Source organism: Shimia biformata, assembly GCF_016888515.1.
GTDB lineage: Bacteria > Pseudomonadota > Alphaproteobacteria > Rhodobacterales > Rhodobacteraceae > Shimia_A > Shimia_A biformata.
The window spans coordinates 1116136-1130263 of sequence record NZ_JAFEJK010000001.1; the positions used below are offsets into that span (position 1 = coordinate 1116136).

At 60.5% G+C, this 14128-nt stretch carries 12 protein-coding genes; 8 read left to right on the top strand and 4 right to left on the bottom strand.

The features are described from left to right. Nucleotides 1-22 precede the first annotated feature (22 nt). Complete coding sequence (locus JQ863_RS05465) at nt 23-1102, bottom strand: hypothetical protein (protein ID WP_204113299.1); 1080 nt, start codon at nt 1100-1102, stop codon at nt 23-25. A gap of 171 nt (nt 1103-1273) precedes the next feature. On the opposite strand from JQ863_RS05465, the gene rpsD reads away from it, so the two are divergent. The 8 genes from rpsD (at nt 1274) to JQ863_RS05505 (ending at nt 10980) form a co-directional block, all read left to right on the top strand. Next, nucleotides 1274-1894: a 30S ribosomal protein S4 gene (gene rpsD, locus JQ863_RS05470; RefSeq protein WP_204113300.1), complete on the top strand. Its 621-nt coding sequence runs from the start codon at nt 1274-1276 to the stop codon at nt 1892-1894. Between the two features lie 258 nt (nt 1895-2152). Then, on the top strand, nt 2153-2947 hold the full coding sequence (locus tag JQ863_RS05475) for a hypothetical protein (RefSeq protein WP_204113301.1): 795 nt from the start codon (nt 2153-2155) through the stop codon (nt 2945-2947). Between the two features lie 158 nt (nt 2948-3105). Further along, nucleotides 3106-4524: a homospermidine synthase gene (locus tag JQ863_RS05480; protein ID WP_204113302.1), complete on the top strand. Its 1419-nt coding sequence runs from the start codon at nt 3106-3108 to the stop codon at nt 4522-4524. A gap of 164 nt (nt 4525-4688) precedes the next feature. Further along, nucleotides 4689-5774, top strand: a complete 1086-nt coding sequence (hisC, locus tag JQ863_RS05485; RefSeq protein WP_204113303.1) for a histidinol-phosphate transaminase — start codon at nt 4689-4691, stop codon at nt 5772-5774. Then, nucleotides 5771-6694 (top strand): prephenate/arogenate dehydrogenase family protein, encoded by a 924-nt coding sequence (locus JQ863_RS05490; protein WP_204113304.1) that lies wholly within the window; start codon nt 5771-5773, stop codon nt 6692-6694. Before hisC ends, JQ863_RS05490 begins: the two co-directional genes overlap by 4 nt. Next, nucleotides 6691-7596, top strand: coding sequence for an extensin family protein (locus tag JQ863_RS05495; RefSeq protein ID WP_204113305.1), 906 nt, complete (start codon nt 6691-6693; stop codon nt 7594-7596). The genes JQ863_RS05490 and JQ863_RS05495 overlap by 4 nt, the downstream gene beginning before the upstream one ends. A 121-nt stretch (nt 7597-7717) precedes the next feature. Next, nucleotides 7718-9496, top strand: coding sequence for a gamma-glutamyltransferase (ggt, locus tag JQ863_RS05500; RefSeq protein ID WP_204113306.1), 1779 nt, complete (start codon nt 7718-7720; stop codon nt 9494-9496). Between the two features lie 77 nt (nt 9497-9573). Further along, nucleotides 9574-10980, top strand: a complete 1407-nt coding sequence (locus tag JQ863_RS05505; protein ID WP_204113307.1) for an FAD-binding oxidoreductase — start codon at nt 9574-9576, stop codon at nt 10978-10980. A 6-nt stretch (nt 10981-10986) separates the two neighbouring features. On the opposite strand, the gene JQ863_RS05510 is transcribed toward JQ863_RS05505, so the two are convergent. From JQ863_RS05510 to groL, 3 genes are all read right to left on the bottom strand, one after another. After that, nucleotides 10987-11916 carry a 2-hydroxyacid dehydrogenase gene (locus tag JQ863_RS05510; protein WP_204113308.1) on the bottom strand — a complete coding sequence of 310 codons (930 nt, stop codon included), beginning with the start codon at nt 11914-11916 and terminating at the stop codon, nt 10987-10989. After that, the gene (locus tag JQ863_RS05515; protein ID WP_204113309.1) at nt 11913-12323 is read right to left on the bottom strand and encodes a VOC family protein; all 411 of its coding nucleotides are present in this window, start codon (nt 12321-12323) and stop codon (nt 11913-11915) included. Before JQ863_RS05515 ends, JQ863_RS05510 begins: the two co-directional genes overlap by 4 nt. Nucleotides 12324-12456: 133 nt before the next feature. Further along, on the bottom strand, nt 12457-14103 hold the full coding sequence (groL, locus tag JQ863_RS05520; protein ID WP_204113310.1) for a chaperonin GroEL: 1647 nt from the start codon (nt 14101-14103) through the stop codon (nt 12457-12459). Between the last annotated feature and the right edge of the window lie 25 nt (nt 14104-14128).

Consider the following 14128-nt stretch of genomic DNA (forward strand, 5'->3'; position numbering starts at 1 on the left):
TGACCAGAGTGGGGCGATTGGACTAGTTGCGCCCGAACAAGCAACCGGTGTGAATACCCATTTGCCGACCCCAATAGGGTTTCCGGTCGGATTTACGCAGTTGCCGGTCCAGATCGACAACGGCCTGCCGCGCTTCTCCGGGAGGTGCGATTGCCAGAAAAACGGGGATCCATGCCAGATGCGTGCCCCAGCCCTGTGCCCGCATGATTGACCTGGCTTGATCTGACGGGTCGCCTGATGTCTTGACCTTCTTGCTACCGTTTGCCGAAACATTTGCGGCATGACGTCCGACAGCGTCATAGAGTGTGAGCCCCTTGGATTGCAGGCCAAGCGCGTCATACCCATTCAGGCGCAGGACGGCTGCAGCGCCGACAACGTGGTGCATGACCTCGTTATTGTTGCGTATGTCACTTGAAAAGCGCCCCTGCCGATCAAAGGATTTGGCGGCGCGCTGGAATTTTGACGCCGCAGTCTTGAATCCTCGGCTGTCGCCAATCGCAGCGGTCCACATGACGTCCGAACTGGCCAGCGCCATCTTGTGATCTTTTGAATTGGCCTTCTTCCGAGCGTTTTTCCGCAAAACCCCAACCCAACGGTCAATCTCGCGCAGTTCGTCCGGGCTGAGCTTTCCCCGGCTACGAAGATAGGAAACCGAATATGCAACGGATTTGGTGATTATCGCCGAGACAAACGCCGGGCTGGACCCGCCCGGACCTTCAAAATCAAGCCTTGTGAATGCATTGCCCCGGCTGGCCGTCAAAAGCCGCGCTTTCAGTTTTTCATCACTTGCCCGACCTCGGGCCGCTGCGTTCAGATGTGCTGCTGAATGGCTGATGAATTCCACGCCGCCTCCCGGCGTGTTAGGCCATTTGTGACCTTGTACCGTGGTGTTGAATTTCTCAGCTCCATATGTGGATGAGAAACTGCTGCAGCCGCTGGAACTCGCGTTTGTGGTTGACCAGAGTTTTGGCGCCGACTGGGCTTGTGCGGCTGTGTTTGCGCCGATCAGGACCAAAGCGGCGACCGCCAGGGGAAGGCGTGCAATGACTTTCATTGAAATGACTCCCGTTTGAAAAGAAACCAAGGATACGCCGATTCGCAAAAACTGAGGAATCCGTCGGAATACTCGCGGATTTCCGTTGACTCTGCACAAACTCACCGTATAAGCGCGGCTTCATTGGTGTTGGTGGCCCCCGCAAGGGGATGCCTGTCATGTCGGCCAAATCCGGCAAGAGGACAACGCCCTTCGAAACCTGAACGAAGGAGATCAGCCGTGACCAAACGCACGACTGCCAAGTACAAAATTGACCGCCGGATGGGTGAAAACATCTGGGGCCGTCCGAAATCCCCCGTCAACAACCGTGAATACGGCCCGGGCCAGCACGGTCAGCGCCGCAAAGGTAAACTGTCGGATTTCGGTATCCAGCTGCGCGCCAAGCAAAAGCTGAAAGGTTACTACGGTGACCTGACCGAGAAACAATTCCGTCGCATCTATGGCGAAGCCGAGCGTGTTAAAGGCGACACCGGTGAAAACCTGATCGGCCTGCTGGAACGCCGCCTGGACGCGGTTGTCTATCGCGCCAAGTTCGTACCGACCGTTTTCGCCGCACGTCAGTTCGTGAACCACGGCCACGTCAAGGTGAACGGCAAGCGCGTCAACATCCCGTCTTACCGCGTGAAAGAGGGCGACGTGATCGAGGTTCGTGACAAGTCCAAGCAAATGGCTGTCCTTCTGGAAGCCGTGCAACTGGCCGAGCGTGACGTGCCCGACTACATCGACGCCGACCACTCGAAAATGACCGCGACCTTCGTGCGCACCCCGTCGCTTTCGGATGTGCCTTACCCGGTCATCATGGAACCGAACCTGGTGGTTGAATTCTACGCGAAGAACTGATCTTCGCCGACATACCAAGTCTTTTGGAAACCCGCCCTTTCGTGGCGGGTTTTCTTTTTTTCGTAGGGCAACAGCCTGGATTCAGCGATTGTCTTGTGACGTTTCGAAATAGGACCAGGCAACGATCGTTGCGTTCGCGCCACAACACTGGACGGTCAAACAAGCCTGACTGCGCGGAAGCTCTGGACAATGCGAGAATTGCGCTAGATTTGAGAGACAGTATTCTACTTTCTTGGTCCAGTTTTCGGAGATTTTCGAATGAGACTCATTTCCATGGTCACCGCCGCCGTGCTTGCGCTGACAGCAACCACGTCGATTGCGCAAGACGCCGTAAGCGGCGATATTAAGCAACGCCAGCAAGAACAGGGCGAAATCAACAACGGCACAAACCCGACTTTGTTGACCACAAAATTCGGCCTTCAATACGAAGGTTACAGCCCCCGCACCGGGTCAAATTTCGGTCTGGCCGAGATGTTCGTGACGGTTCCCTTTGGCGAAACCAAAAATATGGCGCTGGAGTTTACGCTGCCTTTTGCCAACAGCCCATTGGACGATAGCCACGATCTGGGCGACATCAGCGCCAAATTCATTCACGTTCTCAGCGTGACACCGACAAACGGCATGGCCTATACCGCAGAGCTGTTCCTGGACACCGCATCGCGGGCCGACATCGGCAACGGTCAGCCCGTGCTTGAGATGAGCGGGTTCTATGCGTTCTTCCTGGAGAACGGTTCGATTTTCGCACCGGCTGTTGTTCAGACCATGGGACTCGGTGGCACTGGTTTTGCCAATGACATCAATACCACCACGGTTGACTTCTATTATGTGCCCAAGCTGCCCAACCCCAAGTTCTTCATGACGCTTGACCCGGCGCTGGTCTACGACTGGACCACGGATGAGGGCTTTGCCAGCCTGCAAGTGACAATGGGCATGCTGACCGGCAAGCTGTGGGGCGGTGACAGTCAGGTGTTCATCAAGCCGGGCATTTACGCCGGCGAAAACCGCCCAATCGACTTCTCGCTTCAAGTCGGTTTCAAGTTGCTGAACTTCTGAACCGTACCCGTCAGAAACTGCCTGAACAAAGAAACCCCGCCGGATGATTTTCCGGCGGGTTTTTTCTTGCCTGATGCCGGGTTTGGCGACATGAGAGGCCATTGTCATTTCCGTTTGCCCGGACCCGGGCAGGCGTGCCCAGATGAAGGAACAGGCACATGACCACCTACCCCGTTTATGGCCGGATCGACGGCCCTGTCGTTATCATTGGCTTCGGCTCGATCGGCCGCGGGACCCTGCCGCTGATCGAGCGCCATTTTGATTTTGATGCCAAGAAGCTTGTCGTGATCGACCCCGATGCCGGGTCTCACACATTCCTCAGCCAGCGCAAGATCCGGCACGAGCAGGTGGCGCTGACACCAGAAAACTACCGAGAGGTTCTTGGCGGTCTCTTTGCAGAAGGGCAGGGGTTCTGCGTCAATCTCAGCGTCGATACCTCGTCGCTGGATATCATGAAATTCTGCCGCGAGATCGGTGTGCTTTATATCGACACCGTGGTCGAACCCTGGGCGGGTTTCTATTTCGAAACCCAGAACAACGCCGAACGCACCAACTATGCCCTGCGCCAGAAAGTGCGGGACGAGAAGGCCGCCAATCCCGGTGGCACCACCGCAGTCAGTTGCTGTGGCGCAAATCCCGGCATGGTGTCGTGGTTCGTGAAAGAGGCGCTCTTGACTCTTGCCCGTGACACCGGCCGCGACGTTGCCGCGCCCGACAGCCGCGAAGGTTGGGCCGAGTTGATGCAGGAGCTTGGCGTTAAAGGCGTCCACATCGCCGAGCGTGACACACAGGCCCGCCGACAGCCGCGTCCGCGAAACGTGTTTGTCAACACGTGGTCGGTCGAAGGCTTCATCGCAGAAGGGTTCCAGCCCGCCGAACTCGGCTGGGGCACGCATGAGACATGGTTTCCGGAAAACGGCTATTCTCATGACTCCGGCTGTCAGGCCGGGATCTGGCTGGACCGGCCTGGCGCGATCACCCGCGTCCATACATGGTGCCCGACACCGGGTCCGCAATTCGGCTTTCTCGTCACTCATAACGAGGCGATCTCAATCTCGGATTACTATACGGTCGGCGATCCGGCGGCGCCGGATTTCCGTCCAACCTGCCACTATGCTTATCATCCGTCCGACGATGCGGTCCTGTCGCTGCACGAGATGTTCGGATCGGGCCGTCAGCAGCAGAAACACCACATCCTGACCGAAGACGAGATCGTCGAGGGCATCGACGAGTTAGGCGTGCTGCTTTACGGGCATGAAAAGAATGCGCTGTGGTTCGGGTCGCGCCTGTCCAATGACGAAGCAAAAGAACTAGCGCCCTATCAGAACGCCACGGGGCTTCAGGTTACCTCGGCAGTGCTGGCGGGCATGGTCTGGGCGCTGGAAAATCCCCAGGCCGGGATCGTCGAGTCGGATGAGATGGACCACGCCCGATGTCTTGAGGTTCAGCGCCCTTACCTTGGCCCGGTTGAGGCGCATTACACCGACTGGACCCCGCTTCAGGATCGGTGGGAGCATTTCCCCGAGGATATCGACGAAACCGACCCCTGGCAGTTCCGCAACGTGCTGGCCAGCTGAGAACTTGGTCCCGCCCGGCTGTTCCGGGCGGGTCTTTCCAGCCGAGGGCGCGCGAATTGATGCGCCGGGGCGACAGAGATGAATTTTGCGACAGTCGAACGACCGGTTCTGTCTTTCCTCTGGTTCGGCCTGCGGCTAGTAAGCCCCGACAAGGAGATTTCTCGATGACGAAAATAGTTCCGCAACCCGGTATCATGGACATCGCGCTGTACGTGGGCGGCCAATCCCATGTCGAGGGCGTCGCGGACGTGGTCAAACTGTCGTCGAACGAAAACCCCTATGGCTGTTCCGATGTGGCCAAGTCCGTCTATTCCAAGTCGGGGCTGGACCTGCATCGTTATCCCTCGACCGACCACGCATCGCTGCGCGCTGCGATCGGCGATGTACATGGGCTTGACCCCGACCGGATCATCTGCGGTGCGGGCTCGGACGAGGTGTTGCAATTCATCGCCCAGGCCTATGCCGGCAAGGGTGACGAGGTAATCTATACCGAACACGGCTTCTCGATGTATCCGATCCTGGCCAAAATGGTTGGTGCGAAACCCGTCGTCGTGCCGGAACGCGAACGCGTGGTCGATGTCGATGCGATCCTGGCCGCCTGCACCCGGCGGACCAAGATCGTGTTCATCGCCAATCCCGGCAACCCGACCGGGACGATGATCGGTGGAAACGAGGTCGCGCGCCTGGCCGATGGCCTGCCCAAGGGGGCGATCCTGGTCCACGACGGTGCCTATACAGAATATGTCGAAGGTCACGACGGCGGTGCCGCGCTGGTCGAGTCCCGCGATAACGTGATCATGACCCGGACCTTTTCCAAGATCTACGGTCTGGGCGGATTGCGTATCGGCTGGGGCTACGGCCCGAAAGAGATCATCGACGTGCTGAACCGGGTCCGCCAGCCGTTCAACCTGTCCACGGTCCAGCTGTCGGTCGCCGAAGCTGCAGTCAAGGATCAGGACTTCGTCGCCAAGTGCCGTGCTGACAACGCCAAGTGGCGGGCCTGGCTTGCCGAGGCGCTGATGGAGCATGGGGTGCCGTCCGACACGTCGACGGCCAACTTCATCCTTGCACGGTTCTCGGATCGGGCCGAAGCAGAGGCCTGTGACGACTTCTTGAAGGCGCAGGGCGTGATCGTGCGCCGGGTGACCGGATATGGCCTGCCGAACTGCCTGCGGATCACCGTCGGGGACGAGGCATCGTGCCGCCGGGTGGCCCATATCGTCGGGCAGTTCAAAGGCGACACCGCATGACGGCGCCGGTTTACAACCGCGTTGCCCTGATCGGGCTTGGGTTGATTGCCTCTTCGATGTTCTGGGCGATCAAGCGCGGTGGGCTTGCAAATGAGGTCACCGGATACGCCCGGTCCGAGGCCACACGCGAAACGGCCCGCCGGATCGGACTGTGCGACGAGGTTTGCGACAGCGCCGCGGACGCGGTCCGGGATGCTGATCTTGTCGTCCTGTGCGTTCCAGTCGGGGCAATGGCCTCGGTCGCAGCCGATATCGCCCCGCATCTGAAGCCCGGCGCGACGGTTTCGGATGTTGGCTCGGTCAAACGCGCTGTGATCGACGCGGTTGGCCCGCATCTGCCCGAAACGGTCCATTTCATTCCGGCTCACCCGTTGGCCGGGACCGAGCATTCCGGCCCCGAATCCGGTTTCGCCGAACTCTTCGACAACCGCTTCACCCTGCTTGTGCCCGTCGATGGCACCGAACCGGCAGCCACTTCGCAGCTGCGCGCATTGTGGGAAGGAATGGGCGCAAATGTTGAGGAAATGGACGCTGACCACCATGACCTGGTCTTGGCGGTCACAAGCCACGCGCCGCACCTGATCGCCTATACGATGGTCGGCGTCGCAGATGATTTGCGCCGCGTGACCGATAGTGAAGTGATCAAGTACTCGGCTGCGGGTTTCAGGGATTTCACCCGGATCGCCGCCAGCGACCCCACCATGTGGCGCGACGTGTTTCTGAACAACAAGGAAGCCACGCTTGAGATCCTTGGTCGCTTCACGGAAGAGTTGTTTGCGTTGCAACGGGCTATCCGCACCGGGGACGGTGATCAGCTGTTTGACTATTTCACCCACACGCGGGCGATCCGTCGGGGGATCATCGAAGCGGGCCAGGATACGGCCGCGCCCGATTTTGGTCGGTCCGGCAAGAAAACGTGAAACGGCTGGCGGCCATAACCGCCACAGCTCTGCTGGCGACGGTCGCGGCAGCCAATGCGCCGGATCGCTCGCTGCGCCCGGTCGCACGCGAGGACGTCTTTCCTGTCGCGCTGCCCAGCCTTGCCCCCAACGTGTCCCTGCGCCCGGTTCTGCGTCCACGTGGAATTGCTGATACAAAACCGTGGCAAGGCGGGACGAATACAGTTGCGGCGTCAGTGGCATCAGCTTCGACCGCGGCAGTGGTGACCGCGCCGAAACCACGGAATACAGCGCCCCCAGCTACACCCGCAGCGCTTCCAGTCGGCCGGGATGCCGCCGAATCCGGGGCGGTGGGTCGCACAACTTCTGCTCCGCGCAAAGTCGCGCGTTCGGGCCCCGGCGCAGTCTGCAAGGACCGTGATCTGCAGGGCGTCGTGATCGGCAATGTCCCCGGCAAGATGAACGGTTGCGGAATCAAGTCGGGCGCGGTCCGGCTTTATTCGGTGTCGGGCGTGACCCTCTCGACCCCGGCGGTCATGGAATGCCAGACGGCAAAGGCGCTGAAGTCCTGGGTCGACAATGGTGCCAGGAAATCCGTGGGCCGGTTTGGTGGTGGTATCGAGGAACTGAAGGTTGCGGCGGGGTATTCCTGCCGGACCCGCAACAACAAGAGTGGTGCCAAGATCTCGGAACACGGCAAAGGGCGGGCCATCGACATCTCGGCGGTCAAACTGGTGGATGGCAGTCATATTTCGGTGCTTGATGACTGGGGCAAGGGCAAACGCGGGCGTATCCTGGCCAAGATGCACAAATCCGCCTGCGGCCCGTTCGGAACGGTCCTTGGTCCAAAAGCCGACCGCTATCACAAGGACCATTTCCACTTTGACGTGGCGCGCTATCGCAGCGGACCCTACTGCCGTTAGGCCCTTCCCATTGCCTGAAATACCTCGGGGAGATTGAGGGGCGGCGCCCCTCATCCAAAAAACCTGTGCGCCGCAGGCGCTCCATTTGATAGCCTGAGGTGGCAGAGGTCAGGAGGTCGACATGCTGAAATCGGTCATCGCGGGATTGCTTCTTCTTACGGCAGGGGCGGCTGTGGCGCAGGAGGCCGCGGACAGCGTCGCGCCCGAAAGCGCGACCCGGACCGGGGCGACGCAAATCGGCTTGTTGCGCGCGGCGCAAACGGCCAAGGACGCGGGACAGCCTGTCACCGCGGAAAACTGGATGGTGGCCGCCGCCCATCCGCTTGCCGTGGCCGCAGGCGCGCGGGTGTTGTCCGAGGGCGGCACCGCTGCGGATGCAATGGTGGCGGTGCAGGCGGTCCTGGGTCTTGTCGAGCCGCAAAGCTCGGGTCTGGGAGGCGGCGCCTTTCTTCTGTGGTACGACGCGGCAACTGGCTTGCTCACGACGCTGGACGGTCGGGAGACCGCGCCTCTGGCTGCTACGCCTCGGCTGTTTCTGGACAGCGACGGCGAACCTCTGGGGTTCTTCGATGCGGTGATCGGCGGGTTGTCGGTTGGTGTGCCCGGCACCCCGAAACTGATGGAAGAGGTGCATCGTCGCTGGGGGCGCCTTTCCTGGCCCGACCTTTTTGACGAGGCTATCGACCACGCAAAAAACGGATTCGCCGTGTCACCTCGCATGGCGGCATCTGTGGCGCGGGATGCGGCACAGCTGGCGCAGCATCCCGCCACGGCGGACTATTTCCTGCCCGACGGTGTTCCGGTGGCCGAGGGGCACATCCTGAAAAACCCAGCCTATGCCGACAGCCTTACGACCCTTGCCACCATTGGCGCAGCGCCCTTCTACTCGGGCGCGATTGCCAACCAGATCGTGGATGCGGTGCGCGGCGCCAACCGTCCCGGCGCTCTCAGTGCAATTGATCTGGCGCTTTATTCGGTGAAGGAACGCCCGCCCGTCTGCGTGGCTTACCGTGGCCATGAGGTCTGCGGCATGGGGCCGCCGTCTTCCGGCGGGGTTGCCGTGGGTCAGATCCTTGGGCTGCTGGCACCTTTCGACATGGCTGCGTTGGGCCCTGACGATCCGCAAAGCTGGCGCTTGATCGGAGATGCCTCTCGGCTCGCCTTTGCCGACAGGGGGCGCTATCTGGCCGACAGTGATTTTGTGCCTGTTCCGGTCAAGGGGCTGTTGGATCCCGACTACCTGACCACGCGCTCTGGTATGTTGCACCGCGACGACGCTTTGCCGACTGTTGCGCCGGGCGCGCCAGAGTTCGACCACGCGTTGATCTGGGCTGATGATGATGCGATTGAGTATCCGGCGACCTCGCATATCTCGATCGTCGACAGCTATGGCAATGCCCTGTCGATGACCACGACGATCGAGAACGGGTTTGGCAGCCGCGTGATGGCGGCAGGGTTCTTGCTCAACAACGAGTTGACCGATTTCTCGTTCAGGTCGCATCGCGACGGGGTGCCGGTTGCGAACCGCGTCGAACCGGGCAAACGGCCGCGATCGTCCATGGCGCCGACGATCGTGTTGAAGCATGGCAGGCCTGTAATCGTTGCTGGGTCGCCGGGTGGAAGCTCGATCATTGGTTATGTGGCCAAGACCCTGATCGCGATGATCGACTGGGGATTGGATCCGCAACAGGCGGTTTCGTTGCCCAACCGGATCAACCGCTTTGGCACCTATTCTGTTGAGGATGACGCGCTGGTCCCCGACCTTGAGGCGCTGGGATACAAGGTCCGGCAGGTCGACATGAATTCGGGTCTGCACGTGATCGCGATTGGTTCGGGCGGGCCTCGAAAACTGTCTGGCGGAGCGGACCCCCGTCGCGAAGGGTTGGCTTTTGGCAATTGACCCCGCCGATCTGATTGACCGCCGTGCCTTGAACGCTTAACTCGTTTAGCAAGCCACAACAATTGGGAGGATGATCCATGGCCAAGGTTGCAAATCTGCCGCGCAACGAAACCGGTATTTCTGCGGCACTGGGCATTCTCAAGCAGAAATTTGGTGAGAAACTGCAAACCGGGCAGTCGGTGCGCGAGCAACATGCCCATACCACCACTTGGATCCCGAACCAGCCCGCCGACGCTGTGGTGTATCCGCAATCGACCGAAGAAGTTGCCGAGATCGTCAAGATCTGTGCCGAACACAAGGTTCCCGTGATCGGTTTCGGCACCGGTACTTCGCTTGAGGGGCACGTGAACGCGCCGGCCGGCGGCATCTGCGTCGACATGAGCGAGATGAACCAGATCCTTGCCGTTCATCCCGAAGACCTGGACTGTGTGGTGCAGCCGGGGGTGACGCGGGAGCAGCTGAATACCTACCTGCGTGATCAGGGGCTTTTCTTTCCCATCGACCCGGGTGCCAATGCGTCGCTTGGGGGAATGACCGCAACTCGCGCCAGCGGCACCAATGCGGTCCGCTATGGCACCATGCGCGACAACGTTATCGCGCTTGAGGTGGTCACGCCGCAGGGTGAGATCATCCGCACAGCCACCCGCGCCAAGAAGACCAGTGCAGGCTATGACATGACCCGGCTATATGTCGGGTCCGAGGGCACCCTGGGCCTGGTCACCGAGATCACCCTGCGACTGCAGGGCATCCCCGAGGCGATGTCGTCTGCACGTTGTTCGTTCGAAACCGTCGACGCCGCGTGCCAGGCGGTGATGATGACCATTCAATACGGCATCCCCGTCGCCCGGATTGAACTTCTGGATGCGCTGGCGGTGCAGGCGGTGAATGGCCATTCCAAGCTGGACCTGCCCGAGACGCCCCTGCTTTTGCTGGAGTTCCATGGATCGGAAAACTCGGTCGCGGAACAGGCGGAACTGTTCGGCTCTATCGCCGAAGATGTTGGCGGCACCGGTTTTGAATGGACCGCCAACGCCGAAGAACGCAACAAGCTGTGGCAGGCGCGGCATGATTTCTACTGGGCGTCGATGGCGCTCAAACCCGGCTGTTCCGCCCACGCAACCGATGCCTGTGTGCCGATTTCCCGCCTCGCCGATTGTGTCAATGCCGCCGTCGCCAAGGCGCAGGAACTTGGATTGTTCGCACCTCTGGTCGGCCATGTCGGGGATGGGAATTTCCACATCTCGCCCATCGTCGACAAGGACAACCCGAAAGAGCGCGCCGCAGCTGAGGACTTTACCCGCTGGCTGGCTGAAACCGCGATCTCGATGGGCGGCACATGCACTGGTGAACACGGGATCGGGCAGGGCAAACAGGATTACCTGCGCCCTGAACTGGGCGGCACTGTGGACTTGATGAAGACGATCAAGCGGGCGCTGGACCCGGACAACATCATGAACCCCGGCAAGATCTTTCGCCAGGACTAAGGTGGGTCAGTATCCCGTTTCGGGGTCAACGAGGTAAAGAAGCGGCTCGCCCGCTTCGCCGCGCCGGACGTTTTCGGCAATCACCTCTGAGGCGGTTTTTGGCCGGGTCTCGGCAGCGATGTGCGGCGTGACCGTGACCTTGGGATGGCTCCAGAACGGGTGGTCGCCGGGCAGCGGTTCGACGCGAAAGACGTCCAGCGTGGCATGTGCGATTTGGCCCGTGTCCAGCGCTGCCAAAAGCGCGCCATCGTCGATCAGCGGGCCTCGGCCGGGATTGATGATGATCGCGCCCTTGGGCATCAGCGCCAGCGTTTCGGCATTAATGACGTTCTCAGTGTCCGGTGTCTTGGGCAGCAGCAGGACAAGGATATCCGCCGTCGCCAGCGCTTGCCTCAGCCCGGCCTCACCACTGAGGCAATGGACAAGGTCGTCCTGTTTCTGCGTCCGACTCCAGCCGGTGACCGGAAATCCCAATTGCGCCAGTGCTCGCCCGCAGGCCATGCCCAGCTTACCCACCCCCAAGACCGTGACGCGCCGGTCGCCGGCCAACGGTGGGATGACCGGATCCCATGTGCCGTCCTGATTGAGGATCTGGCGGTCCATGCCAAGGTGATGGCGCAGCGTGTGTCCGACGACCCATTCGGTCATGGATTGCGTCAGCCCGTGATCCACCATGCGCGTCAGGGGCATCGTCAAGGTCGCATTGCCGACAATTGCCTCGACTCCGGCCCAGATGTTCAACACCGCCTTGCAGCGGGTATAGGGCGTGAAATCCTGCACGTCGCCATTTGGGGCATAAACGATGTAGTCAACGTCGCCCGGCGCAAAATCGCGACGCAGATCGACAGACAGTCCCTTGTCGCGGAACGCTGCCTTGAGAGTGGCTTCGTAGGTTGGCCAGCGTTCTTCGCGGGCGGCAAACAGGACGTTAATCATGTTGCGAAAATTCCGTCCATATCGGCGAAACCCTTGACCTCGATCGGATTGCCGAACGGGTCGCGGAAGAACATCGTGGATTGTTCACCCGGTTCACCGGCGAAGCGGGTGAAGGGTTCCAGCACGAAATCGACCCCTTTGTCGCGCAGCCGCTGGGCCAGTTCGTCCCACTCAGGTTTTGGCAGGATCACCCCGAGATGCGGCATCGGCACCAGATGATCTCCGACATGACCGGTATTGGCGGTCTGGAACGGTGCGCCCAAATGAAGCGATATCTGGTGACCGAAAAAGTTGAAGTCGACCCAGGTTTCAGTGCTGCGCCCCTCAGCACACCCCAGAACGTCGCCATAAAACGCCCGCGCCTGATCGAGATCGCCGACGTTGTAGGCCAGATGGAAAACCGACATCCGATGTCTCCTGTTTGCTGATTTGCCCCACTCGGGCCATATCGCGGCGGGAAAGGCAACCCTTGTGGCCCAGCAAATGAAAAAGGGCGCCGAAACCGGCGCCCTTTCCCGAATTCCCGGAAGGGAGGCGTGATTACATCATGCCGCCCATGCCGCCCATGCCGCCCATGTCGGGCATGCCGCCACCGGCGCCTTCTTTGGCGGGCTTGTCGGCAACCATGGCTTCGGTGGTGATCAGCAGACCAGCAACCGAGGCAGCGTCTTCCAGTGCGGTGCGGACAACCTTTGCGGGGTCGATCACGCCGAACTTGAACATGTCGCCATATTCCTCGGACTGAGCGTTGAAGCCGAAGGTCACGTCATCGCTTTCGCGGACCTTGCCGGCAACCACGGCACCGTCAACACCTGCGTTCTCGGCGATCTGGCGCAGCGGCGCTTCGATGGCCTTGCGGACGATGGCGATACCTGCGTCCTGATCGGCGTTTGCGCCTTTCAGGTCCAGCAGAGCCTTGCCAGCCTGAACCAGGGCAACACCGCCACCGACGACGACGCCTTCCTGCACGGCTGCGCGGGTTGCGTTCAGCGCGTCATCGACGCGGTCCTTACGCTCTTTCACTTCGACTTCGGTCATGCCGCCGACGCGGATCACGGCAACACCGCCTGCCAGTTTGGCAACGCGCTCTTGCAGCTTCTCGCGGTCATAGTCGGACGAGGTGTCTTCGATCTGGGTGCGGATCTGGGCAACGCGTGCCTCGATCTCGGCTTTGTCGCCAGCACCGTCGACGATGGTGGTTTCGTCCTTGGTGATCTCGATCTTCTTGGCCGAGCCGAGCATGTCCATGGTGACATTCTCAAGCTTCATGCCGAGGTCTTCCGAGATGACCTGACCACCTGTCAGGATCGCGATGTCCTGCAGCATAGCCTTGCGGCGATCGCCGAAGCCCGGTGCCTTGACAGCAGCAATTTTCAGACCGCCGCGCAGCTTGTTGACGACCAGGGTCGCCAGCGCTTCGCCTTCGACGTCCTCGGCGATGATCAAGAGCGGTTTCTGCGACTGGATCACTTGCTCGAGCAGCGGAACCATCGGCTGAAGCGACGACAGTTTCTTCTCGTGCAGCAGGACCATGCAGTCTTCCAGCTCGGCCACCATCTTATCGGCGTTGGTCACGAAATAGGGCGACAGGTAACCGCGGTCGAACTGCATGCCTTCGACGACATCGGTCTCGGTTTCCAGACCCTTGTTCTCTTCAACGGTGATGACGCCTTCGTTGCCAACTTTTTGCATCGCGTCTGCGATCTGGCGACCGATTTCCGCTTCGCCGTTGGCCGAGATGGTGCCGACTTGTGCGACTTCGGCGCTGTCGGTCACTTCGCGTGCAGCAGCTTTGATGCCTTCGACGACTTTCGCGGTGGCAAGGTCGATGCCGCGCTTCAGGTCCATCGGGTTCAGGCCGGCTGCGACCTGTTTCAGACCTTCGCGCACGATGGCTTGTGCCAGAACGGTTGCGGTGGTGGTGCCGTCACCGGCTTCGTCATTGGTGCGGCTGGCGACTTCTTTCACCATCTGCGCGCCCATGTTCTCGAACTTGTCTTCCAGTTCGATTTCCTTCGCGACCGAGACACCGTCCTTGGTGATGCGCGGAGCGCCGAAGGATTTTTCCAGGACCACGTTGCGGCCTTTGGGGCCCAGGGTCACTTTCACCGCATCCGCCAGAATGTTGACGCCTTTCAGCATCTTGTTGCGGGCATCGGTGTCGAATTTCACGTCCTTTGCAGACATTGACGTTCTCCTTGTCTAGATGTTC